The organism is Pseudomonas duriflava, from assembly GCF_007830155.1.
Lineage (GTDB): Bacteria > Pseudomonadota > Gammaproteobacteria > Pseudomonadales > Pseudomonadaceae > Chryseomonas > Chryseomonas duriflava.
In genome coordinates, this window is the sequence record NZ_VLKY01000004.1 from 237,725 (window position 1) to 261,839 (window position 24,115).

The following is a 24,115-nucleotide window of genomic DNA, read 5'->3' on the forward strand; positions in this document are numbered from 1 at the left end:
TCAAGCCTGGGTTACCACGCCGGTTCGAAGTCAGTTGTCGGAACCTCCATCGCCATGCCCAGCCATTTCTTCTGTAAGGCGGCGAGGCGGCCGTCCTGGTGCATTTTCAGCAGGATCTTGTCGATGGCATCGATCAGGCTTTCCGAGTCGGCATCCTTGCGGCCGAGGTAAGCAAAGTAGGACTTCTTGCCGAAGGGCGGTTCCACGACCTTGAAGACGTTGCGCTGGGAGGCGACGTAGCTGATGTTGGGCAGCGAGTTGGCGACCGCGACGATACGGCCGGCCGCGAGGTCAGCATAGGCCTGGTTGTTGTCCACATATTCACGAATGGCCACTTTTTCCGGCAGGCCTGCCGCAAAGTTCTTTAGTTCTTGCAGTTGTGCCGAGCCTTTGCCAGCACCCACGGCCTTGCCAGCAATGTCTTCAGGTTTGGCGAGGCTTTCATCCTTGCTGCGCTTGAGCAGGGCTACGGTGGACTCGGCAATCGGTAGGGTAAAGTCGTAACGCTCCTTGCGTGCCTGGGTAACGATGATGGGGCCAGCCACCATATCGAACTTCTTGGCCTCCAAACCGGGCAACACGCTAGGCCAAGGCAGGTCGATGAAGCGAATCTTTACGCCCAGCTCGTCGCCGATAATCTTGAACAGTTCAGCGTTCAAGCCTTGCTGCTTGCCGTTTTCCAGGAAATCGAACGGTGCGAATTGTAGTTCGGTGCCTACAACCAGCTCACCGGATTTTTTAACGTCTTCCAATTGGTCGGCCTGGGCATTCAAGGCGCTTAGGGTGAACAGCGCGGCGGCACACAGTCCACCCAAAGTCTTGCCGAACAGCATGGTACGTTGCATTAGAAAGCTCCTTTATCTGTTTGTGCAGCAAGGTCTTGGGTAACGCGTACGATCAAGCAGTTACTGTGCCAGACCGGTATATACCGGCTCAGCCAAGTACCTTTCCTGGGTTGAGAATGCCGTTCGGGTCAAAGGTCTGCTTGAGTTGGCGCATGACTTCCAAGGCTTCTGGCGTAACCGAATGGTGCAGGTAGTCACGTTTGAGCGCACCGATACCGTGCTCAGCTGAGACCGAACCTTTGCGGGCGCCGACTGCGGTATAGACCAGTTCATCGAGTGCCTCGACCGGCGCGGGTTCAGGCACGGAGTTCAGGTCTACGGTGACATGCAGGTTGCTGTCGCCGATATGGCCGAAATACAGCGTGTGGTGGCCAGGGAAGCGGCTATCGAGGTGCTGCTGGCAATCTTGGATAAAGGCGTCGATCTCGCCAATCGGCAGGCTGATATCGAAGTTCAGAGGCTTGAGGCGCACCGGGAATTCACCCGTGGCTTCGCGGATTTTCCAGAGCTGGCGTGCCTGCGTATGGGAGCTGGCGATAACCGCATCGGTGATGTCACCGGTTTCGAAAGCATCGGCCAGCAGGGCTTCGAGGGCCTCGGCCGAGCCAGTGGATTCGAACAGGACATAAATGGGCTTGTCGTCCGGCAGGGGCGCCGTCTGGCCCGACCAATCCACGCCCAGACGGTAGAATGCCGGCCACATGACTTCGTAGGCCTGGGGTGTGCCGACCTTGCGTTGCAGAGTACGCAGCAGCCGTACGGCGCTGGAATAATCCGCGGGTGCGCACAGTACGGTAGTAACATCGCCCGGCAAGGGATGCAGCTTGAGCACGGCACGGGTAATGACCCCTAATGTGCCCTCGGAGCCGATGAAGCACTGTTTCAGGTCATAACCCGTATTGTTCTTCATCATCTTGTTCATGAGATTCAGCACTCGGCCATCGGCCAGCACCACCTCGAGGCCAAGCACCAGATCACGGGTCATGCCATAGCGGATCACCGAGTTACCGCCAGCGTTGGTAGCGATGTTGCCGCCGATCTGGCAGGAGCCCCGAGCGCCCAGGTTGAGGGGAAACAGGAATCCGGCCTCGGCGGCGGCCTGCTGAATCGTCTCCAGCCGGGTGCCGGCAAGTACCGTCATGGTGGCAGCGGCCGGGTCGATTTCCTCGATGCCTTCCATACGTTCCAGCGACAGCGCAATATCGCCGGCACGGGGTACGCCGCCGCCGGCCAGACCAGTCATGCCTCCTTGGGGAACCACTGGTTGTTTGTGCGTGTTACAGATACGCAGCATTTTGGAGACTTCTTCCGTGGTGCGCGGCAGTAACAGAATGCCCGGGCAGGCGGGCGCGTAGTGGCTCCAATCGGTATGGTGGCGCGGGTTGATCGCGCCGCCGGTAACAATGGAGCTGCTGTCGAGGATATAGCGCAGCGTAGCCAAGGTTTGCTCAAGTAGGTTCATGTGTACTAACTCGTAATCAAAAAGGGAGTGCTTTGACGAAAGAGGCAATCGGCATCCAGCTCCTCAAGGGCAGGGCAGCCTAGCAGTGTCAGGGCAAGACGCAGCTCACCGCTCAAAATATCCAGGGCATGGCCTGCGCCCGCTTCACCGCCGACCGCAACACCGTAAAGTGTGGCGCGCCCGAGCAGAACGCCGTCGGCACCCAAGGCGCAGGCTTTTAGAATATCGGTGCCGCGCCGGATACCGCTGTCGAGCAGGATACAGAGCTTGCCCTGAACGGCAGCTGCAATGTCGGCTACACAATCGATCGCTGCCAGTGAGCCGTCCAACTGACGACCGCCATGATTGGTGATTACAAGTCCGTCCAGGCCCAGTTCGACGCAGCGCACGGCATCGCGTGGGTCCTGCACGCCTTTGAGCAGCAGCCGATGTGGCCAGCGCTCGCGTAGCCGGGCGAGCGCCTGCCAGTCGAGGCGGGTATCCATGTGGTTGCCGATAAAGTGCGCAGCGCCCGAGGCGTTGCGCTGGTCTGCCGGTAGATAGGGGTTGAGGTTGCCCATCGTAGGCATGCCGTGCGGCCAGAGGGTCTGTCTGATCCAGCGGGGGTGACAGAGTACGTCGAGTTTGTTGCGCCAGGTGAGTTGGCGCGGCTTGATGAAGTTGCGCTTGTCCCATTCACGCTTGCCGAGCAGCACGGCGTCGCTGGTCAGTAGCAATGTGCGACAACCGACAGCATCGGCCCGTTTGAGCAAATCATCCTGAATGGCAGGATCGCGCAGGCAATACAGTTGAAACCAGAGATTCACGCCTGGTACCGCCGCTGTGACTTCTTCCAGCGAGCTGGTAGATACAGTACTTAAGGTAAAGGGTAGGCCTCGGGCAGTAGCTGCGCGAGCCAGATGAATATCGGCGTCCTTATAGAGCATGGCGTTGTAGCCGGTGGGGCCGATGGCTATAGGCAGTGGTTGGCGCTGGCCCAGGATCTGGCGCGTGGTATCCGGTGCATCGCTGGGAATCAGTGTCTGCGGACGCAGACCGATCTCTGCAAAGGCGTGACGATTGCGGCGTAGGGTGATCTCATCTTCGGCACCGCCGTCCAAATATTCCCATACGAAATGTGGCAGGCGCCGCCGGGCCAGCGATGCCAGCTCGGCAATGCTGTGGGCTCGGCGAACATTAGTGCCCGAGTAGTAGCGACGCATCCTTTCCACCCCTATTCCCTGTCTGGGCTCGCCTCCTGAATCAAAGCGGCCAAAGAGGTAGCTTCATGCAAGAAGTGAGCAGCTTTAGGTGTAAAGCTGTTCGAAAGGCACCCATTGCGCAAATACGCCGTTTTCAACCCAGGCTCGGGCTGCCGCAATATCGGGTGCGAAATAGCGGTCCTGGTCATAATGCGGGACCTCTTCGCGAATCATCGTCAGAACCTCGTTAAGTTTGGTAGAGGTTTTAAGCGGTGCGTGTAAATCAATGCCTTGAGCAGCGCCGAGCAGTTCGATAGCCACAACTGCTGAGCTGTTACCTGCCATGTCGAGTAGGCGTCGTGCAGCAAACGTTGCCATGGAAACATGGTCTTCCTGATTGGCCGAGGTAGGCAGGCTGTCGATGGAAGCGGGATGCGCCAGGGTTTTGTTTTCCGAGGCCAGGGCAGCGGCCGTCACCTGGGCAATCATGAAGCCGGAATTCAGGCCGCCTTCCTTCACCAGAAACGCTGGCAGGCCGGAGAGGGCCGGGTCTACTAACTGCGCGGTACGTCGCTCGGACAGGGCACCGATTTCCGAAATGGCGAGGGCCAGGACGTCGGCCGCCATGGCCACCGGTTCGGCGTGGAAATTGCCACCGGAAAGAACGTCGCCATCGGCAGAAAACACCAAGGGATTGTCCGATACGGCGTTGGCTTCCCGCAGAAACACACCCGCGGCGAAACGCAGGTGATCCAGGCAGGCACCCATAACCTGAGGCTGGCAGCGTAGGGAGTAGGGGTCCTGTACACGCTTGCAGTTGCGATGGGACTCACGAATTTCACTGTTAGCCAACAAATCACGGTAGAAGGCAGCTACGTCGATCTGGCCGGGCTGGCCGCGTACGGCCTGGATGCGCGGATCGAACGGCACGTCCGAGCCTTTCAAGGCATCGACGCTCAACGAGCCGGCGACAACAGCGGCGGAAAACAGCTTTTCAGCAGCAAACAGGCCACGCAGGGCCAGCGCGGTGGAAACCTGGGTGCCGTTGATAAGAGCCAGGCCTTCCTTTGGGCCCAGCGTGATCGGGGTGAGACCGGCAATTGCCAAGCCTTCCTGGGCATTCAGGATGCGGCCCTCATGGCGGACCTGTCCGACACCGATCAGCACGGAAGACATGTGCGCGAGCGGCGCAAGATCACCCGAGGCACCTACCGACCCCTGCGACGGAATACAGGGATATACCTTGGCGTTATACAAAGCGATCAGCGCTTCGATGACCCGTCGCGTTACCCCGGAAAAGCCACGCGCCAGGGAGCCGATCTTGAGCACCATGATCAGACCAACACTGGCGTCGTCCAGCAGGGGGCCGGTTCCTGTGCAATGGGACAGGATCAGGTTGCGCTGCAAGGTAGCCAGGGATTCGGTCGGAATCGACGTGCGCGCCAGCAGGCCGAACCCGGTATTGATACCGTAGACGGTGCGTTCGCTGGCGATGATATTCCGAACCGTTTGAGTGCTCTGGTCGATAGTTGCATGGCACGCTGGGTCAAGAGTAATCGCAACGTGTTGTTGATAGACCGCACGAAGGTGGTCGAGCGTGAACTGGCCGGGCTGGATAGCAAGGGTCGGGTGCATGATAGGTCCTGTATTCATGGGCAGGCGCTGAGTATTAATTGCTCATATACATGCCTGTATATACAGGTTCAGGCAATATCCAGGCCAGCCGCCTGACAAGTGGTCTCTGCTGCGCTTTTCAACGCGCCGAGACGGATCGTACGCTCAGGTAATGTCACGTAACGTTGCACCACGTTGTAGCATTTCTGCCCAGTTTCGAGGCAGTGGTAACCCCAGTGAAGCGCAAAAGTCAAAGCGCTTTCCGCCTCTTTCCGTGTAGCTAAAAGGTTAAGTTCACAAGTGTTATGACCGGCATACATTGTGCTTGCCTGTATATACAGTAATGGTCATGCGAGCGTTCCTATAGCCAGCCATGATCTGTCCTTTGCCTCTCTAAGGAAGCCCTTGCCATGTCTGTGTTATCTACGCTGCCCATCATCGATATGTCAGGCGTTCGTGAAGGTAACGCCTCCAGTCTCGAACGCGCCGGCAGGGCCATTCGGCAGGCCTGCACAGAAACCGGCTTCTTTTACATCGTCAATCACGGCGTCCCGTTGGTTGTGATCGAGAGCGCGATGGCCGCCGCCCGTGAGTTCTTTGCATACCCCACCGAAATCAAAAGGCAGGTCGCAGTTAATACACGACATCGGGGTTTTCATAGCTTGGGCGGGGCTTTGATGTACGAGGCCACCAAGCCGGACTACAAAGAGTTCTTCAGTATCGGTCTGGAATTACCGGAGGATGATCCATGTGTACTGGCGGGCGAAGCCTTGCGGGGGCCGAACCAGTGGCCAGCCTTCATGCCCGGGCTCAGGGAGGCGTTGGGCGCCTATTATCACGAGATTGGCCTGGCCGGTGCGGACCTTTTACGCGCCGTGGCCGTCGGGCTGGGGATCGAACAGGATTTCTTCGTCGACAAATACACCAAGCCTCTGCAACGCACCCAGATGGTCTACTACCCCCCGCATCCTCCCATGGCCGAAGCGGACCAGTTCGGCGTGGCCCCGCATACCGACTATGGCTGCATCACGTTGCTCTATCAGGACAACAGCGGCGGTCTGCAAGTGCGTGAACTGGGAACACAGCGTTGGATTGACGCCACGCCTATCGAAGGCAGCCTGGTCGTGAATGTAGGCGACCTGCTGGCACGCTGGTCAAACGACCGCTTCCGCTCGACGCTACATCGCGTCATCAATAAGTCCGGCCACGAACGCTACTCCATCGCGACCTTTTTTGATCCAACCTACAGCGCCATTGTGGACCCCTGTGATCTTGGGATCGATCCGGCTACCAGCCTGTACCCGCCCGTGGCGGCAGGTGACTACATCCTCAAGCGTATCGACGATTCCATGTCCTACCGGAAAAAAACAAAGGCCGAGGCCTGACACAATTAGCCTCCTGTCTCGCCTACGGGTGAGACAAGGCAAAGGGGGGGAGGCCGAGTCGGTGTAATGAATTGAGCTTTTGCGCGCCGCTGCGTTCTATCCAGAAGAATCCCGTCACTCTGAGTATTCTGATGGCACGGTTCACCACCAGACCATAAGGAGCACTGCATGCGCATCCCTCTGCCTGTCCTGGTTGTTACGCTGGCGTCTACCTTGGGCACGGTACACAGTGCCCGGGCCGCTGAGGCGACCTGTCCCTATGACAAGCCGGTAGTGTTTGCCGGACTTAACTGGGAGAGCGGTATGTTTACTACAGAACTCCTGCGCTTTTTGGTCGAAAAGGGCTATGGCTGCAAGACGGATGCGATCCCAGGCAATACCGTGATGCTGGAAAACGCCCTGGCGCAAAACGATATTCAAGTGACCGGCGAGCAATGGGCTGGGCGTAGTCCGTCCTGGCGGGCTGCGGAAAAGGCCGGCAAGGTGTTTGCTGTGGGGGAAACGGTAAAGGGCGCTACCGAGGGGTGGTGGGTGCCGGAATATGTGGTCAAAGGCGATCCACAAAACGGCGTTGAGGCTAAGGCACCTGGGCTCAAGTCAGTTTATGACCTGCCCAGGTACAAGGCCTTGTTCAAGGACCCGGAAGTTCCAGGCAAGGGACGTTTTTATAATTGTCCTACCGGCTGGACCTGCGAGATCGTCAACACGCAAAAGCTCAAGGCCTACCAGCTGACCGACAGCTACACGAATTTCCGCACCGGCACGGGGCCAGCGCTGGATACCGCCATCAGTACCGCCATCCGCCGTCAGGAGCCGATCCTGTTTTATTATTGGTCGCCCACACCGCTGATGGGACGCTTCAAGCTTGTCCAGCTGGAAGAGCCACCGTTTAGTGAGGAGGCCTGGGAGACACTGTCCGACCCCAGGAATCCGGCACCCAAACCGTCGCGCTCATTGCCAGCAAAAATCACGATTGGCGTTTCGCGTGACTTCCACGACAAGGCTCCGGCACTGGTGCAGTTGTTTGAAAAGGTGCAGGTGCCGCTGCCGCTCTTCAATCAAATCCTGGGCGATATGGCAGGAAAGCATCAGGACGCTGATAAGGTGAGCCTCGCTTTTCTCAAGCAGCATCGTGAACTCTGGTCTGCCTGGATGCCTGAAGAGGCTGTGGCCCGTGTGGATGCGGCGTTAAAAGATCAATAACCGGAGGGTTCAATGCCTGTATTTTCCAGCCTGCCGATGTATACCGAGCCGGCTTGTATCCGTGAGGCCAGCGAGGCCTTTATTGACGCCGTGTTCGAGCGGTTGGGTATTGCGGGGCAGCAGCTGCCGCCGGATGACCTGTATGCCCAGTGGACCGATCCTGATCTCCTGTTTTCACAAAGCTGCGGTTATCCTGTGATGACGCGATTACAGGAGCGTGTGCAGGTAGTCGCTACCCCTTGTTACGCCCTGCCGGGCTGCCAGGGTAATCAGCACTCCAGTTTCATCGTGGTTCGGGCCGATGATGTACGCGCCACGCTGGCCGATTTTCGCGGCAGCAAGATCGTTCTCAATGCGCTGGATTCCAACAGCGGCATGAATCTGCTGCGGCAGGAGGTAGCGCCTCTGGCTGAACGAGGGCGCTTCTTCGGCGAGGTCAAGGTCAGCGAGGCCCATGTGAACAGCCTGGTGCTTATCAGTCAGGGAGACGCAGAGTTGTCGGCCATTGATGCCGTTACCTGGGGGTATCTGGAGCGGTATGCGCCGGAGCGCCTGAAGGATGTTCGTTGCCTCCAACAAACGGCCCTTACGCCTGCGCTGCCTATCATTACAGCCCTGCATCGTAGCGCCGAAGAATGCGAACAGGTGCTAGCGGCCTTGAACGCCGTATTACAAGAGCGGCCACAGCTGGCTGAAACATTGGCTATTACCGGATTTGTACCTGCCTCGCTTGAGGATTACCACAGCATTCTTCAGGCGAAACACAATGCTGTCGCGGCGGGGTATCCCATCGTGGCATAAGCCGGGTCGGTGCTATTTCTCCACTCTTTTGTGCCCCCTTAAAGCGCGCAGTGGCTCTTTTTACGAGCGTTTTCAGGTTAGGTGGTACTGGTAGGCAAGCGTTTACTTTGAATAACAGGGCTTAGCTCTTAGCTGGCCCTGTATTTGCTTTGCTTGTATATACAAGTTAATACATGCATTGTTCTGTTACGTTTGAACCCCAGGAGCCGTTATGTCCGAGCCTACCCGTTACCGTGACACCACTGTTCGCGCCCCGCGTGGTACCGAACTCAACGCTAAAAGCTGGTTGACCGAAGCGCCGCTGCGGATGCTGATGAATAACCTCGATCCAGAGGTGGCGGAGAATCCCAACGAGCTGGTTGTTTACGGTGGTATCGGCCGGGCAGCTCGTAACTGGGAATGCTTTGACGCTATCGTCTCTGCGCTGAAAGCACTGGAGGCCGACGAAACCCTGCTGGTGCAATCGGGCAAGCCGGTCGGCGTGTTCAAAACCCACTCGAACGCTCCACGCGTACTGATTGCTAACTCCAACCTTGTACCGCATTGGGCAGATTGGGAGCACTTCAATGAACTCGATGCCAGGGGCCTGATGATGTACGGCCAGATGACGGCTGGCAGCTGGATCTACATTGGTAGCCAGGGCATTGTTCAGGGAACCTATGAAACCTTTGTTGAGGCTGGACGCCAGCATTACGAAGGCAACCTCAACGGCCGCTGGGTGCTGACTGCTGGTCTAGGAGGGATGGGAGGAGCGCAGCCGCTGGCCGCGACGCTGGCAGGCGCCTGCTCGCTGAATATTGAATGTCAGCAGAGCCGCATCGACTTCCGCCTGAAGACCCGTTATGTGGATGAGCAGGCCAAGGATCTGGACGACGCGCTGGCACGCCTTGAGCGGTATACGGCTGAAGGCAAGGCGGTTTCCATCGCCTTGCATGGCAATGCGGCAGAGGTTTTGCCGGAACTGGTGCGTCGCGGTGTACGACCGGACATGGTGACCGACCAAACCAGCGCCCATGACCCGCTCAATGGTTATCTCCCCAAGGGCTGGACCTGGGACGACTACCGCGCCCGTGGCAAAACCGAGCCGGCAGCTGTAGTCAAGGCGGCTAAACAGTCTATGGCCGAGCATGTAGAGGCTATGCTGGCCTTTCAGAAGATGGGAGTACCGGTCTTTGATTACGGCAACAACATCCGGCAAATGGCCAAGGATGAGGGCGTTGAGCAGGCATTCGACTTTCCTGGCTTCGTCCCGGCCTATATCCGGCCCTTGTTTTGCCGGGGGGTAGGGCCGTTCCGCTGGGCAGCGCTGTCAGGCGACCCTGACGACATTTACAAGACCGATGCCAAAGTCAAAGAGCTTATTCCGGACGATGCTCACTTGCACCGCTGGCTGGACATGGCCAGGGAGCGCATCAGCTTTCAGGGCCTGCCGGCGCGTATCTGTTGGGTCGGCCTCGGCCAGCGGGCCAAGCTGGGTCTGGCCTTCAACGAGATGGTGCGCAGCGGCGAATTGAAGGCGCCGGCCGTAATCGGCCGTGACCATCTGGACTCCGGCTCGGTCGCCAGTCCCAATCGTGAGACCGAAGCCATGCGCGATGGCTCCGATGCCGTCTCCGACTGGCCGCTGCTTAATGCGCTGCTCAATACGGCTAGCGGGGCGACCTGGGTTTCCTTGCACCACGGCGGTGGGGTAGGTATGGGCTTCTCGCAGCATGCAGGAATGGTCATCGTCTGTGACGGCACCGACGAAGCTGCCGAGCGTATAGCCCGAGTCCTGCATAACGATCCGGCCACCGGTGTGATGCGTCATGCTGATGCCGGGTATGAAATCGCCATTGAGTGTGCGAAAGAACAAGGGCTCAACCTGCCAATGATCACTTGAGAAGCCGTAATACGGCGAAGCGGCCCGAGCCGCTCCCGTTGAGTCATTTGCCCGTCTCGCTGTCGTATCGCTGATAGTCATGATATCCGCCCGAGCGGATTCGATGGATCAGACCGGAGGAATCTCAGCGATGCGTATACGGATAGCAGGAATGGCAGTAGCACTACTCGTAGCAGCCGGTTCCGCTCAGGCAGCAGGGTGGTGTGAGTCAGGCAAACCGGTCAAATTTGCTGGCGTGAACTGGGAAAGCGGCATCTTGATCACCGAACTGATGTCGATCGTCTTGAAAGAGGGTTATGGCTGCCGGGTCGATAGCGTGCCGGGTAATTCGATTACGCTGGAGTCGGCACTGTCGACCAATGATATCCAGATCTTTGCCGAGGAGTGGGTCGGGCGTAGCGAGGTCTGGAACAAGGCAGCTGAGGCTGGCAAGGTTGTAGGTGTCGGTGCGCCGATCAAGGGTGCAACGGAGGGCTGGTACGTACCGCGCTACCTGATCGAAGGCCCTGATGCCAAGGCACCGGACCTTAACGCCATCAGTGATCTACCTCAATACGCCGAGCTGTTTCGTGATCCTGAGGAGCCTGGCAAGGGTCGTTTTTATAACTGCCCAGCCGGCTGGACGTGTGAGTTGGAAAATACCCGCATGCTTAAAGATTATGGTCTGGAAGGCACTTACACCAATTTTCGCCCTGGAACCGGGCCGGCGCTAGATGCAGCTATCGTCTCGGCCTTCAAGCGCAAGCAGCCGATCCTGACGTATTACTGGTCGCCCACCCCTTTATTGGGCCGGGTCGACATGGTCAAGTTAAAGGAAAGGCCGGGCGTGGACAAAAGTATTCAGGTTCAGGTCGGGTTATCCAAGGCATTTTATAGTGACGCTCCAGAGCTGGTAGCTGTACTGGAAAAGGTCAACGTGCCCATTGACCTGCTGAACACGGCACTGGCGGAGCAGGCTGAGAAAAAGCAGGAGGCTCCTACAGCAGCCCGCGAGTTTATAAAAAGGCATCCAGATATATGGAAAGCCTGGGTAAACAGAGCTGCAGCTCAAAAGATCGAGGCGGCGCTTTAAATGGTGTGCTGTGCTTGCCGAAATCCGACAAGGCCGGTCTTGCAGCCGGTAGTAGTCTGGCTCGCCGCCCGGAAGGAGGCCTCCCATGTTTCCTGACTCCCTTACCTTTTCCATCGCCGATTGGGTCAATGGCTGGGTGGATGCCTTGGTCACACACTATGGCGATCTGTTTCGTCACCTTTCCGATACCTTGCTTCAGGTTATTGTCCAGATCGAGGGGCTGCTCAGGGCTACCCCTTGGTGGCTGCTCCTGATCATCGTGGCAGGTATCGCCTACCACGCGACTCGCCGTCTCGTCCCAACCATCGTTTTAACTGGCCTGCTGTTTCTGGTGGGCGCGGTTGGCCTGTGGGACAAGCTGATGCAGACCTTGGCACTCATGCTGGTCGCCACACTCATCGCCGTCGTGATCGGTATTCCCCTGGGCATCCTGTGTGCCCGCAGCAATCGGCTGCGTACTGTGCTACTGCCTCTGCTCGACATCATGCAGACGATGCCCAGTTTCGTGTACCTGATCCCTGTGCTTATGTTGTTCGGCCTGGGCAAGGTTCCCGCCATCTTTGCCACGGTGATCTACGCTGCGCCGCCTCTGATCCGTCTGACTGATTTGGGGATCCGCCAGGTCGACAGGGAAGTTATGGAAGCCGTCAATGCGTTCGGCGCTCATCCCTGGCAGCAGCTGTTCGGCGTGCAACTACCGCTAGCCCTGCCCAGCATCATGGCCGGTATCAATCAGACCACCATGATGGCGCTGTCCATGGTGGTTATCGCCTCAATGATCGGTGCCCGCGGTTTGGGTGAAGAAGTGCTGGTCGGTATTCAGACGCTAAACGTAGGTAAAGGGCTCGAAGCGGGTCTCGCTATCGTCATTCTGGCCGTGGTTATTGATCGCATCACCCAGGCCTACGGGCGTTCGCGCTATGAGGCTGAGCGATGAAGATTGTTGTTGATAACGTCTACAAGATTTTTGGTCGCAAGGAAGACATTGCATTGGCTCTTCTGAAACAAGGGCTGAGCAAGGACGATGTATTAGCGCAGACGGGCTGCGTAGTAGGGGTTAACGGCTTGTCCCTGGCTATCGAGGCGGGCGAGATTTTCGTCATCATGGGGTTGTCTGGCTCAGGTAAGTCGACCCTGGTGCGTCATCTCAATCGGCTGATCGATCCTACCAGCGGTGAGATCCGTGTCGATGGCGAGAACATTCTCACTTACGACATGCCGCGGCTACGGGATTTTCGTCGGCACCGAGTCAGCATGGTTTTTCAGGGCTTTGGCCTGTTGCCGCACAAGAGCGTGTTTGGCAACGTAGCTTATGGCCTCAAGATCCGGGGCGAGAGCAAAGCTACCTGCCATGAGCGGGCCATGCATTGGATCGACGCCGTGGGACTGAAGGGGTACGAGCGTAAGTGGCCGCATCAGCTTTCCGGCGGTATGCGCCAACGCGTCGGACTGGCCCGCGCGTTGGCAGCAGATACCGAGATTCTTCTGATGGACGAGGCTTTTTCCGCCCTCGACCCGCTTATCCGCGCCGAGATGCAGGATCAGCTCCTGGCCTTGCAGCGTACCTTGCATAAAACCATCGTTTTTATTACCCACGATCTCGACGAGGCTCTGCGCCTCGGCAATCGCATTGCTATCCTGCGCGATGGTCAATTGATCCAGGTTGGTACACCGCGAGAAATCCTCGACCAGCCGGCAGACGACTATGTGAACCGCTTTGTACAGCGGCGGGTTGGGTAGAGCGTATGCGCAGCCAGGGTCGCCTTCATTTTTTCAGCAAGGAGCACCACTATGAAACGCCTCTGGCAACACTGCCATCTCGCCACGATGAAAGACGGTGCCTATTCCACTATCGAAGACGGGGCGTTGGTTACCCAGGATGACCGTATCGAATGGATCGGCCCGCGCCGTGCCGTTCCGGCCCAACCCTATGACGAAACCCATGATCTCAAGGGCTCCTGGGTCACGCCAGGGTTAATTGACAGTCATACCCATACCGTATTTGGTGGCAACCGCAGCGGCGAATTCGAGCAACGCCTGCAAGGCGTCAGCTATGCCGAAATTGCCAAGGCGGGCGGAGGCATCGCCAGCACAGTACGTGCTACCCGTGAAGCCAGTGAAGAGGAGCTATTTGCTGGCGCTCGGAAGCGACTGGCGAGTCTGCTACGCGAGGGTGTGACTACCGTAGAAATAAAATCCGGTTATGGGCTGAATCTGGATGCCGAGCGCAAGATGCTGCGTGTGGCGCGGCAGTTGGGCCAAGCGCTGCCCTTGACGGTACGTGCTACTTGTCTGGCGGCCCATGCCTTACCGCCTGAATATGTTGGGCGATCCGATGAGTTCGTGACGTATATCTGCGAGACGATCCTGCCCACTCTGGCCAATGAAGGACTGGTCGATGCAGTAGACGCTTTCTGTGAGCACCTGGCGTTTTCGCCCGCGCAGGTCGAGCGTGTCTTTCAAGCAGCGCAGGCGTTGGGCCTGCCGCTCAAGCTGCATGCCGAACAGCTATCGAGCCTGGGCGGTTCCAGCTTGGCGGCGCGCTATCAGGCGCTGTCGGCCGATCACCTCGAATACATGACGGAAGCCGACGTGAAGGCTATGGCTGCCTCCGGTACGGTTGCTGTTCTCTTGCCCGGCGCGTTCTACCTGCTGCGTGAAACGAAGCTTCCGCCTATCGATGCGCTGCGCCGGGAAGGTGTGCCTATTGCCTTGTCCACAGACATGAACCCTGGCACCTCACCTGTTTTGTCCTTGCGGCTGATGCTCAACATGGCCTGCACATTATTCCACCTGACCCCGGAAGAAGCCCTGGCGGGCGTCACCACCCATGCTGCCAAGGCGCTGGGCCTGGCAAAGTCTCATGGCATGCTGGAAGCCGGTAAGGTGGCCGACTTCATTGCCTGGGAGGTCGAGCGACCAGCCGACCTAGCCTACTGGTTAGGCGGGGATTTACCCAAGCGCATCGTTTATCACGGCAAGGAGATAACTCATGGATAACGTTCTAACGTTTATGCAGGGTCGAGTACCGCTACTGATCAGCATGCCCCATGCCGGAACGCAGTTAACGCCCGCCGTTGAAGCGGGTCTGGTTGATGCAGCCCGCAGCCTGCCGGATACCGACTGGCATATTCCACGGCTGTATGACTTCGCCGCCGAGCTGGGTGCCAGTGTACTTAGCGCCCATTATTCTCGCTTCGTGATCGACCTGAACCGCTCAGAGGACGACACGCCGCTTTATGCAGGTGCCACGACCGGTTTGTATCCCGATACGCTATTTGAAGGCGAGCCGCTGTTTCTGGAGGGTAAGGCCCCATCGGCCAAAGAGCGCGCCCGATACCTGGACGAAATATGGCGTCCCTATCACCGGGCCCTGGCCGCTGAGTTAGAGCGTATGCGGCAGGTGTTTGGTTATGCGCTCCTGTTCGATGCACACTCGATCCGCTCGCATATTCCGCGTCTGTTTGAAGGCAAGCTACCAGACTTCAACCTGGGTACCTTCAATGGCGCGAGTTGTGCGCCGGATATGGCCGAGCGCCTTGAGGCAATTTGTGCTGGGGCAGAAGGCTACACCTATGTCCTCAATGGACGCTTCAAAGGTGGCCATATCACCCGTTGCTACGGCCATCCGGCTGCGAGTATTCATGCTGTGCAACTGGAACTGGCGCAGAGCACTTATATGGATGAGGTCGAGCCGTTTGCATACCGAGAAGACCTAGCCAACAGTACGCAAGCAGTACTCAGGGCACTGCTTGGCGAAATGTTGGCATGGGGGCAAACACACTACGGTAATAAGGGGCTTGGCAAATAGAGATCTGCTAGTTTTCGACCGGGGTTACACGCTCCTGTCGAGAGTTGCTCTGATAGATCAATATCAGCGCTCCGAACAGCAGGGCGACGGCGGCCAGGCGGGATAAGTCGAGCGGGCGTTCGGTATTCCCCAGCCAGGCAAAGTGGTCGATTAGCAGGCTCATCAGCAGTTGCCCTGTAATAACGGCTACCGTAGCGGCGGCTGTGCCGACACGGGGAATGGCGAATACCATGGCCAGCATATACACCACGCCAAACAGAGCACCAATGAGTTGCCATTTGGGAGCGGTGAATAAAGTCTCTGCATGAGGCGTCTCGAAAAAGAACATCAATAGGAAGGTCAACAGCGCGCCGCTAGCAAAGGTGAGCCAGGCGCTTTCAAGAACACCTACTTTCGCCCCGAGACGCCCGTTGATAGATGACTGGGCACTAAGCACGGCGCCACTACCGAGCACGGCCAGCAAAACGATAAATAGCAGCATAAAACGTTACCTCAGTGAATCAGCCAGAGGGCTGCAAGAATCAGTACGAAGGCCAGAGCGCGATACTGATCGACGGGGCGACGTGCACTGCCGAGCAGTCCGTAATGATCGATGACTAGGCTGGCGCCGACCTGGCCGCAGAGAATGCCTACCATGGTCATGCCCACACCTATGAGCGGCGTTGCGATAGTCAAAACTACAACATAGATCGGTCCCAAAATGCCGCCGACCAGAAGCCAGCGCGGCTGGCGGAACATTTCACTCATCCTGGGACGAGCGAATATCAGCGCAAAAGTCAGCAGCGAAGCGCCAACGAGAAAAATAGAAAGCGTGGCTGAGAAATGGCCGACTTCTTCACCAAGCGGACCTAGCAGCCCGGCCTCTATAGAAAGTCCCATTCCGGCGACCAGTACCAAAAGTAAAATCAATGCGTGTTGCATGTTCATTCCTGCTAAAAACAATGCGCTACGCTACAAAGTTGTCATAATTCGAACAATCGATTCTTCAGCAAAACTTTATTGTCTTATGAACAATTCCATTTCGTTGGTGGCATTACGGCTATTTGTTCGCGTCGCCTCGGCAGGCAGCTTTACTCAGGCAGCTGCAGACTTTCACCTGCCTGCTTCTTCGGTCTCCCGGCATATCTCCGCGCTAGAAACAGCCTTGGGGCAGCGACTCTTGTACCGACACACTCGTGCGGTACGGCTGACCGAGGCGGGGCAGCGCTATTACCTGCAGGTAAGAGAGGCACTGGCACAGTTGGACATGGCCGCCGAGCAAATTGACGGCGATACGGCCGAGCCGAGCGGCACGCTCCGGCTCAATGCCGCTATCGCCTTGGGTCGCCTGCATCTGGTGCCTTTATTAGTCGAGTTTCAGAAGCGTTACCCGCGGATCGACGTTGAGATGACGCTGACGGATGCATTTATCGATCCGGTACAAGAAGGGGCCGATGTTACCTTTCGTGTTGGGCGGCTGGACGATTCGAGCTTGGTAGCGCGTCCGCTAGGCATGCAGCGTTTCATGGTTTGCGCTGCGCCGGTTTATCTGGAGCGGCACGGCAATCCTCAACGGCCAGAGGATCTCGTACATCACAATTGCCTGGTCTACAAGGGAGTACGAGGCACGCGGCAGTGGTACTTCCGTGCCGAGGCGTCTGCTGCGTTCCGTGCTTATCCGGCTCAAGGCAGTTTCCGCAGCAACAATGCGGAAAGCCTGCTGGAGGCGGCAATCATGGGCGAGGGGATCGTGCTGTTTCCGACTTGGCTGGTCTATAAATCCCTGCGTAGCGGGGCGTTGGTTCCGCTTCTGACAGAGTGGGAAGGCTCCGAAGAGTTGGAGACTAATGCCATCCATCTCATCTACCCAGAGAATCGTTTGCGTTCCACCAAAGTAAAGGTTTTTCTGGACTTCCTGTTCGAATATCTCGGTGATCCTCCTTACTGGGATGCCTGGCAGCAACTCTAAGCAACTACTGGGTGTTGCTGGTAAACATGCCCCTATGATCCTTGAAAAGGAATTAGCCAATAAGGCTGGTGCTTATCAATACGAACGCCTTGGAGCTGGCCGGTTAGTCCTGTTGAAAGGTGTCCGGCTCATAGTAAAACTGAGCCAGACACGGTACGGGTCGTTAGCGAGAGGGGCAGGGTGTCTCCGCCCGTAGTACCCACGCCCTGGCGGTCTGGGCAATGGTCTCCGCCAGCTGATTTACTGCCTGCTGGTGGGCTAGCACCAGATTTTCGAAACCCTCGCCGGAAGGCTGCCGAACCACGCTGCTACACGTGAGATGGCGTCGGGTAGTGCCTTCGCCGCGTAGGCCCAGACTCCAGACTACATCAATCAACGCATAGCTATTCGGCGCTGAATCGAAACGTCGTACATCAGTACGCAAGCTGACGATAGGCAGTCCGGCATTCTTGGGCAGTCCTGCCAGATCACGGACTCCCAAGCTTTGCTCCAGCTGGCTGGCCAGGGCATCGTGGAATTCGTCTGCCAGCGGCGCCGTCCAGCGTTCGGTCTCTAATATGGCCAGGCTGCCATTGCTCTGGCGGACAACCAGCTGCGGCTGATCCACCTGGACCGGCATGCGCACTGGCAGAACTTCCAGTTGGAAAGGCGCCTTCTCGTTCGAGACAGCTGTTGAAACCGGCGTCATCGGTGAAATAAGAGTGTAGTAGCGAGTTGGTGCTGAACTGCAGGCTGCTACGCCTAGCAGAGTCGTACCCACGGCCAGTGAGCGAAGAAAGGTCATGGTTTACGGCTCCTGTTCAATATCGCGGGAGGTGGATGTGCCCTCATAGGACTTGGGGGCCGCCTCTTTGGCACGTCCGCGTAGCAAGGCCTCTGGATGACGTCCCAGATAGTCGGAGAGTACCCGGACAGAGCGTGCGGTACGCTGAACCTCGTCCAAGGCCTGCGTTAGCTGCTGGCGCTCCGGTGAGTCTTCCGCAAGAGTCGTATTGGCGGTTTCCAATGTCTTCTGGGCCTGCGCCAGCGTTTGATGCATCTGCGGCAACATTTCGCCGTTCACCTGTTTCATTGTCTTTTGCAACTCTGCCAGGCTGCCGTTTAGGTTGGTAGCAATCTGATCGATGGGCAGCTTGCTGATCTTATCGATCATAGCCTGCAACTGTTCCTGTAACTTATCAAAGCTGCCGGGTACGGTCGGCACCTGCAAGGGCTTGGTACTAGGGTTGAACTTGACTTTGGGCGCTTTGGGGTCAAAGGCAAAGGCGATATAAAGCTGCCCCGTCAGGACGTTTCCTGTACGGGCCTGGGCGCGCAGCCCACGATCTACCAGCGTTTTGAGCAGGTGGGCTGTCTGTTCTTCGCTCTCGCCTCCAACGCTCTGCACCAGTTTGTCATGAGCTTTTCCCAATCGATTCGGATAGATAACCGCTCCGACCACGGCGGGAAAGTCTTTGGAGACGGGGTCGTAGTCCAGATCGACGGAAACGACTCGGCCAATGTTTACGCCCAGGAATTCGACCGGTGCGTTCACGCTCAAGCCGCGTAACGATTGATCGAAGCGCATCTGCACGTAGCGTGGTTCGCCATCAGGAGGCGACAAGGCCATCTGCTGGTCCTTGAACAGCGTGAATTCATGATGCTCCTTGGCCGGTTTGGCGTCGGGGCTGTAATTCGGTTCGCGGAAGGCGATGCCTCCTGCCACGATGGAAGAAAGTGATTGAGCGTCGACCCGCACTCCGTTGGCACCCACCGTAACGTCAACGCCCGAGGCATTCCAAAACCGCGAGTCGTCCGTCACGAAGTTGTCGTTAGGCGCATTGATGAAAACCTGAATGTCGACGCCTTTGCCATCTGGAGACAGGCTATAGGCAATAACCTGGCCTACCTGGATACGCCGGTAATACACTGGTGATCCGATATCCAGCGAACCCAGGTCATCGGTGTGCAACGTAAAGCGCTTGCCTTTCTCGCCATAAGTAACCGCAGGCGGGTTTTCCAGGCCGATAAAGTCTTTTTTAGTGACTTCCGAACGGCCCGCGTCTGCGCCAATAAAAGTACCTGACAGTAGCGTGTCGAAGCCGGATATTCCACTGGTCCCGATGCGGGGGCGCACCACCCAGAATTGGGTGTCTTCACGGGTAAACGGCTGAGCAGACTTGTTTAGCTCGATGGTGGCCGTGACATGGGTCCGGTCCTCGCTCAAAACAATATCCGTAACAATGCCAATGACAACATTCTTATACTTGACCTGGGTCTTGTTGGCCTCCAGGCCTTCGGCCGTTTCGAAGCTGACCTGGATTTGCGGACCGGCTAATAAAATACTGTGGATCACCATGGACAGGCCGATAAGCCCTGCCACGATGGGTACCAGCCAGACCAGCGAAATGCTGAAGCGGCGTTTCTTCACCTCTGGGCTAGGGGGGGCAGGTATAGAGGAGGAAGGTTGGTTAGCGGACATCATTTACCTCAGCGTCCCAGATCAGGCGGGGGTCAAAACTCATGGCGGCCAGCATTGTCAGCACAACAACCAGACCAAAAAACAAAATGCCGATTCGCGGCTCGATACTGCTCAACGTCCGGAATTGCACCAGAGCCGCTACCAAGGCGACAACTAATACGTCGAGCATCGACCAGTAGCCAATCAGCTCCACGAAACGATACAGCTTTGCCCGCTCACGCATGGCCCAGCGGCTGCGGCGCTGACAGGTAATCAACAGCGTTCCGAGTACGGCAAACTTCACGCAGGGCACTGCAATACTGGCAATGAAAATCAGCAGCGCGATATCCCACGATCCGCCTTTCCAAAACTCGATCACGCCACTCATGATGGTGTTTTCGCTGCCGCTACCGAGCATATTTGTGAACATCACGGGGAGCAGATTGGCCGGGATGTAAAAGATGAGCCCAGCAAGAAGGAGCGCCCAGGTACGGGCGAGGCTGTTGGTTTTGCGTGCATGCACCACCGACTCGCAGCGTGGGCATTTATGGGCATCAAGCGAGCAGGCATAACCACAGGTATGACAAAGACACAGCCCAAGCTCCCGTGCATAAGGCGGTGTATTCATCGGGAAGTTACCTCCAGGTCATCCCAGAGTCGGCGGATGTCCTTGCCTGCAATAAGCAAAATCAGCACAGTCAGCATTGCCATCGCCCATAACCCCATACCGGGCGAGACGTGCAGCATGCCCGCCAGCTTTACGATAGAAACCAGAATACCCAGCAGACAGACCTCGAGCATACTCCAGGGGCGTAGATGTTCGAGCGAACGCATGCACAGCTTGAAGCCGGGGGCGATCTGCCCCGCATAGGCATGGCCTAGCACCCAGCCCAGCAACAGGATTTGCAGCAGGGGAGCCAAAATGATGGCGATTCCTGCTACCAGGGCGATCATTGTAATACGGCCTTGCGCCAGGGCCTCGACGGACTGCCACAGCGTAGCCTCGTTGCTCAGGCCTTGCAGACTGATATGAATGACCGGAAAGACATTTGCGAATACAAACAGAATGGCGGCTGCGACGGTTAGAGCAAGCAATTGCTCGATATTGAACCGGCGCCCGCGCTCAAGCAGGGCACTGCACCGTATGCAGTGGGCAGATTCGCCTTTGGCGAGCAGTGTTCGGAGATAGACCGAGTCGCAATGTTCGCAAATGATCCAGTCAGCAGGTCGGGTCATGGTCGCGTTGTTCACTGTGCAAGCCTGAAGGGCTGAAACCGGGGCAGTGATGCTTCACTAAGCGCCCACCACACTCATTAGGACAGACGGCATGACCCTTTCGCTCAATCCTTGGAAGGGCAAGGCTGTCAGGTGTATTGCACAGTGAGTGAAATCCATAGGGTCCGTATAGCCTCCCGCCTGCTCAAAGGGTGCCAGAAGCAGGACGAAGCTGGCAGTCAACGCCAGAAGCAGATCAAGGAGGCGAATATCATGACGCTGGTCGCTCATGACGGGGTAGCCGCACCGGTTAGATAAAGCCGGATTGTGTAATAGGGCATGGTGATCCTCTGGAAAAGGCATAAATGAAAAGACGTAATAAACAGAAGCATGGCGGTTAGACGTTTCTATTTGCCTCTGGCCAGCACAGTCTCGCTGGGCGATGGGCTTGAGCAAGACCAGCGGGCCGGCATCAATGTTGACCTATTGAAGAAAAGCCAACACCGTACTGAGTAAAGGGTATGGCATCAAGGTGGGACCAGGCAGGACTATTAGCGAAATGGTAACCCACAGGTGATAGCTCTCTACCGACCTCCTGAACCATATTCCAGGTTGCAAAGCACCTGAAGCCGGAGCGTCTGAAGAGCTTGATGGCCACCTGAACGATGTTGTGTTGGGCTTTTGCACTACAAGTGTACTGACGCTCAGACTTCAAGAAGAACTTCCCTCTGGCGCATACGATTTAGGTAAACATGGATTTTTGGCGTTTGGATGGTATTTGGCAAGCGTTTAAAAAACCGTATTGCATGTTGTCATGGTTTCGAAAGGAACGAACGCAGGACGGCCCTAGGCTGGCAGGATTCTACGGAGGGCAGCAGGGTCGAGAGCGCAGCGGGCGCTAGAAAACGCAAGGATACGCCGGACACTCAACTCATGGCTGAGGTCAGATAGCGCTTTAATGATGCTTTATGCGTTAGGGCGAGCACAAACCAGGAGCAGCGTGGCTTCATGCTCGCCAATTGTTCAACAGGAGACAGCGCTGCGCTAGAGGATATCCTTGAAGCTATCCCACACACCAAACGAGAAGTCTGGCAGGTAGTTAATGTTCAAGGCAGATTTCATTAGATACAACACTAGAACAACAAGTACGGTGGCAGCGACAAGCGAGCAGAGCATCAACAGGCCTGTAATGAACGCTTTAAGGAACAGACTGACTTCGGACGAATTCCGAGTGGGGGCTGAGCTGCTATGGCCCGCCAGTAGAATTAAATAATAGCGTTTTCGCCAGAAGGTAAGGTTGGTACGGTAATCCAGCGTATGGCGGCCCCATGCGCGGGCTCCAAAGATCAGCTGAAGGGCTGCTAGTTGATCAGGAGTAAAAGAGTCTTTCAAATGAACCGGCAAGCGCTCCTTAAGACCTTGAACAAATTTATCTGTTCTCTGTTGTGGGGCTTGCTCTAGAGAGGTCTGTGCAAAATTACTATGAGGGTGGGTATTATTTTCCTGCATCCGTATTGCTCCCGTACTACATACGCGTATCTGCGATCTGGGTGCTGATGTCCTGGCACTAAATAACCAGGCTGGCTCTATCCTTGTCGTATAGGCAGTTGTTTCAAAACCGGCATGCTCGGCCGAATCCGTAGAAAGCCGTGCTCCTATTCACTTCTGAAAGAGGACAGGCGAATAGATCAATCAAGGACTGTCAAAAGGCAAAACATCATGTTTGCTTTTTGAGTTTTCGGCTCAATTAGACCGGTCGAGTTAATTTAGTTCTTTTTTATTGAATTTGTTACTTGGATTGCAGAGATAGCAAACACAAGGCATAGCAGTATAAAAATCTTCCACTTGTGGAAATGTGTGCCATTTCACATTTCCACTTAAACCAAAACTGGGTTATGCCAAAATGCCTATAAACAAAGGAGCCTCGGGTCTCCATGATTTGATACAAATCCAGGCGGCTAACTCACGAAATTTTCACACGACTCTTCGCCAGATGCCTCAGGGTAGATGCTGCCTTTAGCGACTATGCTTAAGTAGTTGTTTAAAGGTCTTCATTTACTAAGAGAGGCTACATGGATTACCTAATGCAGCTTGCTGCCGACCCAACCGCCTGGGTGGCATTGGCTACGCTGATTACGATGGAAGTCGTGCTCGGCATTGATAACCTGATTTTTATTTCGATCCTTACCAACAAGCTGCCCGAGCATATGCGCACCCGGGCACGACGGATCGGAATCGGCTTGGCCTTGGTATTACGGCTGGGATTGTTGGGCACCATCGCCTGGATCGTACAGCTCACCGAGCCGGTTATCGAGTTGTTTGGCCAGGGCTTCTCTTGGAAGGACATGATCCTGATTGCCGGTGGTCTGTTCTTGCTTTGGAAGGCAACCAAAGAGATCCATCACAACGTTGACCCTGCTCCGGAAGGCGATCTATTCGAAGGCAAGTCGACAGAGAATGCCGTAACCATGGGTTTCGCCTCGGCCATCGTTCAGATTCTCATGCTGGACATGGTTTTCTCTATCGACAGCATCATTACGGCCGTCGGGATGACGGAGCATGTGCCCATTATGGTCATTGCGGTCGTTGTGGCCGTTACCGTGATGCTGGTGGCTTCGGATCCTTTAGCTCGCTTCATCAACAACAACCCAACCGTTGTCATGCTGGCCCTGGGCTTTCTAATCATGATCGGCATGACATTGATCGCTGAAGGCTTTGGCGCCCATGTGCCTAAAGGCTATATCTATGCAGCGATGGCGTTCTCAGCTGTCATTGAAGGCTTGAACATGTTGTCGCGTCGGGCTAAGCGAAAGCAGCAGCGGAACGGGTAAGCAGCTCGCTTCTTTTTCCCTCGTCTTCCCGTAGTGTGTCGCTTCGTGGCCGCTACGGGTTTTTTGGGAAAAAGCAAAAGATTTTACTGCAGAAGGGCTGCGTCAGTCAGACTGGATGGAGCAAGCTAAAGGGCAAACTCTGCTGACCGTATCACGCTGCCGGGCGGCGCGTGTCGGACAGGCATAAAGAAAGATGTTACGCGTTGATGGCCTTGCGGGCACGCTCGATGACCGACTGCAACCGTGTAGGGCAGCTGTACTCTTCCTGATAAAGTCGCTGGGTATGACGCGCTACGCCATGCTCATTGACAATGATGAATGAAAATCCTTTCTTGCTCGGTGCGGCAATAACGCAGTCGAACGGTGCAAATGCACTAGAAAGAGCCTGAATGGCGGTTTGGGTTTGCTGATATATATTCATAGTC

General features: G+C 56.5%; 25 protein-coding genes. 11 read left to right on the forward strand and 14 right to left on the reverse strand.

Annotated features, from left to right (window positions below; genetic code table 11):
• Nucleotides 1–11: 11 nt before the first annotated feature.
• From IQ22_RS07490 to IQ22_RS23150, 5 genes are all read right to left on the reverse strand, one after another.
• A complete protein-coding gene (locus tag IQ22_RS07490) occupies nucleotides 12–845 on the reverse strand; it encodes a transporter substrate-binding domain-containing protein (RefSeq protein ID WP_145140381.1) in 834 nt (277 codons plus the stop codon).
• A gap of 88 nt (nucleotides 846–933) precedes the next feature.
• Complete coding sequence (locus IQ22_RS07495; protein WP_145140385.1) at nucleotides 934–2,307, reverse strand: FAD-binding oxidoreductase; 1,374 nt, start codon at nucleotides 2,305–2,307, stop codon at nucleotides 934–936.
• 5 nt (nucleotides 2,308–2,312) lie between these two features.
• Entirely contained in the window at nucleotides 2,313–3,509 is a 1,197-nt protein-coding gene (locus IQ22_RS07500; RefSeq protein ID WP_145140388.1) for an alpha-hydroxy acid oxidase, read from the reverse strand.
• An 84-nt stretch (nucleotides 3,510–3,593) separates the two neighbouring features.
• Nucleotides 3,594–5,123 carry a histidine ammonia-lyase gene (hutH, locus tag IQ22_RS07505; protein ID WP_145140391.1) on the reverse strand — a complete coding sequence of 510 codons (1,530 nt, stop codon included), beginning with the start codon at nucleotides 5,121–5,123 and terminating at the stop codon, nucleotides 3,594–3,596.
• A 68-nt stretch (nucleotides 5,124–5,191) separates the two neighbouring features.
• Nucleotides 5,192–5,356: a hypothetical protein gene (locus IQ22_RS23150; protein ID WP_158635414.1), complete on the reverse strand. Its 165-nt coding sequence runs from the start codon at nucleotides 5,354–5,356 to the stop codon at nucleotides 5,192–5,194.
• Between the two features lie 156 nt (nucleotides 5,357–5,512).
• Here IQ22_RS23150 and IQ22_RS07510 point away from each other — a divergent pair, with 156 nt between their 5' ends.
• The 9 genes from IQ22_RS07510 (at nucleotide 5,513) to hutG (ending at nucleotide 15,256) form a co-directional block, all read left to right on the forward strand.
• The gene (locus IQ22_RS07510) at nucleotides 5,513–6,487 is read left to right on the forward strand and encodes an isopenicillin N synthase family dioxygenase (protein WP_145140394.1); all 975 of its coding nucleotides are present in this window, start codon (nucleotides 5,513–5,515) and stop codon (nucleotides 6,485–6,487) included.
• Between the two features lie 168 nt (nucleotides 6,488–6,655).
• Complete coding sequence (locus tag IQ22_RS07515) at nucleotides 6,656–7,690, forward strand: ABC transporter substrate-binding protein (RefSeq protein ID WP_145140397.1); 1,035 nt, start codon at nucleotides 6,656–6,658, stop codon at nucleotides 7,688–7,690.
• Between the two features lie 12 nt (nucleotides 7,691–7,702).
• Nucleotides 7,703–8,491, forward strand: a complete 789-nt coding sequence (locus IQ22_RS07520) for a phosphate/phosphite/phosphonate ABC transporter substrate-binding protein (RefSeq protein ID WP_145140401.1) — start codon at nucleotides 7,703–7,705, stop codon at nucleotides 8,489–8,491.
• Between the two features lie 211 nt (nucleotides 8,492–8,702).
• Nucleotides 8,703–10,373, forward strand: a complete 1,671-nt coding sequence (gene hutU / locus IQ22_RS07525; RefSeq protein WP_145140405.1) for a urocanate hydratase — start codon at nucleotides 8,703–8,705, stop codon at nucleotides 10,371–10,373.
• A gap of 130 nt (nucleotides 10,374–10,503) precedes the next feature.
• Nucleotides 10,504–11,445: an ABC transporter substrate-binding protein gene (locus IQ22_RS07530; RefSeq protein ID WP_145140408.1), complete on the forward strand. Its 942-nt coding sequence runs from the start codon at nucleotides 10,504–10,506 to the stop codon at nucleotides 11,443–11,445.
• Nucleotides 11,446–11,530: 85 nt separating this feature from the next.
• Nucleotides 11,531–12,382: an ABC transporter permease gene (locus IQ22_RS07535; protein ID WP_145140410.1), complete on the forward strand. Its 852-nt coding sequence runs from the start codon at nucleotides 11,531–11,533 to the stop codon at nucleotides 12,380–12,382.
• Nucleotides 12,379–13,185: a quaternary amine ABC transporter ATP-binding protein gene (locus IQ22_RS07540; RefSeq protein ID WP_145140413.1), complete on the forward strand. Its 807-nt coding sequence runs from the start codon at nucleotides 12,379–12,381 to the stop codon at nucleotides 13,183–13,185. The genes IQ22_RS07535 and IQ22_RS07540 overlap by 4 nt, the downstream gene beginning before the upstream one ends.
• Before the next feature lie 51 nt (nucleotides 13,186–13,236).
• Nucleotides 13,237–14,445, forward strand: a complete 1,209-nt coding sequence (hutI, locus tag IQ22_RS07545; protein ID WP_145140416.1) for an imidazolonepropionase — start codon at nucleotides 13,237–13,239, stop codon at nucleotides 14,443–14,445.
• Nucleotides 14,438–15,256: an N-formylglutamate deformylase gene (hutG, locus tag IQ22_RS07550; protein ID WP_145140419.1), complete on the forward strand. Its 819-nt coding sequence runs from the start codon at nucleotides 14,438–14,440 to the stop codon at nucleotides 15,254–15,256. Before hutI ends, hutG begins: the two co-directional genes overlap by 8 nt.
• A gap of 7 nt (nucleotides 15,257–15,263) precedes the next feature.
• Here the strand turns inward: hutG and IQ22_RS07555 are convergent, their stop codons facing one another.
• Both IQ22_RS07555 and IQ22_RS07560 read right to left on the reverse strand, forming a co-directional pair.
• Nucleotides 15,264–15,737, reverse strand: a complete 474-nt coding sequence (locus IQ22_RS07555; protein ID WP_208733617.1) for a DMT family transporter — start codon at nucleotides 15,735–15,737, stop codon at nucleotides 15,264–15,266.
• A gap of 11 nt (nucleotides 15,738–15,748) precedes the next feature.
• A complete protein-coding gene (locus IQ22_RS07560; RefSeq protein ID WP_145140422.1) occupies nucleotides 15,749–16,177 on the reverse strand; it encodes a DMT family transporter in 429 nt (142 codons plus the stop codon).
• Between the two features lie 85 nt (nucleotides 16,178–16,262).
• Between IQ22_RS07560 and IQ22_RS07565 the strand changes: the two genes are divergently transcribed.
• Nucleotides 16,263–17,204 (forward strand): LysR family transcriptional regulator, encoded by a 942-nt coding sequence (locus IQ22_RS07565; protein WP_145140424.1) that lies wholly within the window; start codon nucleotides 16,263–16,265, stop codon nucleotides 17,202–17,204.
• A 163-nt stretch (nucleotides 17,205–17,367) separates the two neighbouring features.
• Here the strand turns inward: IQ22_RS07565 and IQ22_RS07570 are convergent, their stop codons facing one another.
• The 6 genes from IQ22_RS07570 to IQ22_RS07595 all read right to left on the reverse strand — a co-directional run bounded on the left by IQ22_RS07570 (nucleotide 17,368) and on the right by IQ22_RS07595 (nucleotide 22,368).
• On the reverse strand, nucleotides 17,368–17,988 hold the full coding sequence (locus IQ22_RS07570; protein WP_145140427.1) for a PqiC family protein: 621 nt from the start codon (nucleotides 17,986–17,988) through the stop codon (nucleotides 17,368–17,370).
• A gap of 3 nt (nucleotides 17,989–17,991) precedes the next feature.
• Nucleotides 17,992–19,665 (reverse strand): PqiB family protein, encoded by a 1,674-nt coding sequence (locus IQ22_RS07575; RefSeq protein ID WP_145140430.1) that lies wholly within the window; start codon nucleotides 19,663–19,665, stop codon nucleotides 17,992–17,994.
• Entirely contained in the window at nucleotides 19,655–20,272 is a 618-nt protein-coding gene (locus tag IQ22_RS07580; protein ID WP_145140433.1) for a paraquat-inducible protein A, read from the reverse strand. Before IQ22_RS07580 ends, IQ22_RS07575 begins: the two co-directional genes overlap by 11 nt.
• Complete coding sequence (locus IQ22_RS07585) at nucleotides 20,269–20,880, reverse strand: paraquat-inducible protein A (RefSeq protein WP_145140671.1); 612 nt, start codon at nucleotides 20,878–20,880, stop codon at nucleotides 20,269–20,271. Before IQ22_RS07585 ends, IQ22_RS07580 begins: the two co-directional genes overlap by 4 nt.
• Nucleotides 20,881–20,937: 57 nt before the next feature.
• Nucleotides 20,938–21,150, reverse strand: a complete 213-nt coding sequence (locus tag IQ22_RS07590) for a hypothetical protein (RefSeq protein ID WP_145140435.1) — start codon at nucleotides 21,148–21,150, stop codon at nucleotides 20,938–20,940.
• A gap of 753 nt (nucleotides 21,151–21,903) precedes the next feature.
• Nucleotides 21,904–22,368 carry a 3-phosphoshikimate 1-carboxyvinyltransferase gene (locus IQ22_RS07595; RefSeq protein ID WP_244309008.1) on the reverse strand — a complete coding sequence of 155 codons (465 nt, stop codon included), beginning with the start codon at nucleotides 22,366–22,368 and terminating at the stop codon, nucleotides 21,904–21,906.
• A 563-nt stretch (nucleotides 22,369–22,931) separates the two neighbouring features.
• Between IQ22_RS07595 and IQ22_RS07600 the strand changes: the two genes are divergently transcribed.
• Nucleotides 22,932–23,690, forward strand: a complete 759-nt coding sequence (locus IQ22_RS07600; RefSeq protein ID WP_145140438.1) for a TerC family protein — start codon at nucleotides 22,932–22,934, stop codon at nucleotides 23,688–23,690.
• Nucleotides 23,691–23,886: 196 nt separating this feature from the next.
• On the opposite strand, the gene IQ22_RS07605 is transcribed toward IQ22_RS07600, so the two are convergent.
• A complete protein-coding gene (locus tag IQ22_RS07605) occupies nucleotides 23,887–24,111 on the reverse strand; it encodes a hypothetical protein (RefSeq protein ID WP_145140441.1) in 225 nt (74 codons plus the stop codon).
• Nucleotides 24,112–24,115 lie beyond the last annotated feature (4 nt).

Bases quoted from the DNA above. Each gene is read 5' to 3' on its own strand.
- IQ22_RS07605 (WP_145140441.1), bottom strand. From the start codon at position 24,111: ATGAATATATATCAGCAAACCCAAACCGCCATTCAGGCTCTTTCTAGT.
- IQ22_RS07540 (WP_145140413.1), top strand. From the start codon at position 12,379: ATGAAGATTGTTGTTGATAACGTCTACAAGATTTTTGGTCGCAAGGAA.
- IQ22_RS07595 (WP_244309008.1), bottom strand. From the start codon at position 22,368: ATGCAGGAAAATAATACCCACCCTCATAGTAATTTTGCACAGACCTCT.
- hutH (WP_145140391.1), bottom strand. From the start codon at position 5,123: ATGCACCCGACCCTTGCTATCCAGCCCGGCCAGTTCACGCTCGACCAC.
- IQ22_RS07530 (WP_145140408.1), top strand. From the start codon at position 10,504: ATGCGTATACGGATAGCAGGAATGGCAGTAGCACTACTCGTAGCAGCC.
- IQ22_RS07510 (WP_145140394.1), top strand. From the start codon at position 5,513: ATGTCTGTGTTATCTACGCTGCCCATCATCGATATGTCAGGCGTTCGT.
- IQ22_RS07585 (WP_145140671.1), bottom strand. From the start codon at position 20,880: ATGACCCGACCTGCTGACTGGATCATTTGCGAACATTGCGACTCGGTC.
- IQ22_RS07555 (WP_208733617.1), bottom strand. From the start codon at position 15,737: ATGCTGCTATTTATCGTTTTGCTGGCCGTGCTCGGTAGTGGCGCCGTG.
- IQ22_RS07535 (WP_145140410.1), top strand. From the start codon at position 11,531: ATGTTTCCTGACTCCCTTACCTTTTCCATCGCCGATTGGGTCAATGGC.
- IQ22_RS07500 (WP_145140388.1), bottom strand. From the start codon at position 3,509: ATGCGTCGCTACTACTCGGGCACTAATGTTCGCCGAGCCCACAGCATT.
- IQ22_RS07520 (WP_145140401.1), top strand. From the start codon at position 7,703: ATGCCTGTATTTTCCAGCCTGCCGATGTATACCGAGCCGGCTTGTATC.
- hutI (WP_145140416.1), top strand. From the start codon at position 13,237: ATGAAACGCCTCTGGCAACACTGCCATCTCGCCACGATGAAAGACGGT.
- IQ22_RS07575 (WP_145140430.1), bottom strand. From the start codon at position 19,665: ATGTCCGCTAACCAACCTTCCTCCTCTATACCTGCCCCCCCTAGCCCA.
- IQ22_RS07590 (WP_145140435.1), bottom strand. From the start codon at position 21,150: ATGAGCGACCAGCGTCATGATATTCGCCTCCTTGATCTGCTTCTGGCG.
- IQ22_RS07580 (WP_145140433.1), bottom strand. From the start codon at position 20,272: ATGAATACACCGCCTTATGCACGGGAGCTTGGGCTGTGTCTTTGTCAT.
- hutG (WP_145140419.1), top strand. From the start codon at position 14,438: ATGGATAACGTTCTAACGTTTATGCAGGGTCGAGTACCGCTACTGATC.
- IQ22_RS07560 (WP_145140422.1), bottom strand. From the start codon at position 16,177: ATGCAACACGCATTGATTTTACTTTTGGTACTGGTCGCCGGAATGGGA.
- IQ22_RS07600 (WP_145140438.1), top strand. From the start codon at position 22,932: ATGGATTACCTAATGCAGCTTGCTGCCGACCCAACCGCCTGGGTGGCA.
- hutU (WP_145140405.1), top strand. From the start codon at position 8,703: ATGTCCGAGCCTACCCGTTACCGTGACACCACTGTTCGCGCCCCGCGT.
- IQ22_RS07570 (WP_145140427.1), bottom strand. From the start codon at position 17,988: ATGACCTTTCTTCGCTCACTGGCCGTGGGTACGACTCTGCTAGGCGTA.
- IQ22_RS07495 (WP_145140385.1), bottom strand. From the start codon at position 2,307: ATGAACCTACTTGAGCAAACCTTGGCTACGCTGCGCTATATCCTCGAC.
- IQ22_RS07565 (WP_145140424.1), top strand. From the start codon at position 16,263: ATGAACAATTCCATTTCGTTGGTGGCATTACGGCTATTTGTTCGCGTC.
- IQ22_RS07490 (WP_145140381.1), bottom strand. From the start codon at position 845: ATGCAACGTACCATGCTGTTCGGCAAGACTTTGGGTGGACTGTGTGCC.
- IQ22_RS07515 (WP_145140397.1), top strand. From the start codon at position 6,656: ATGCGCATCCCTCTGCCTGTCCTGGTTGTTACGCTGGCGTCTACCTTG.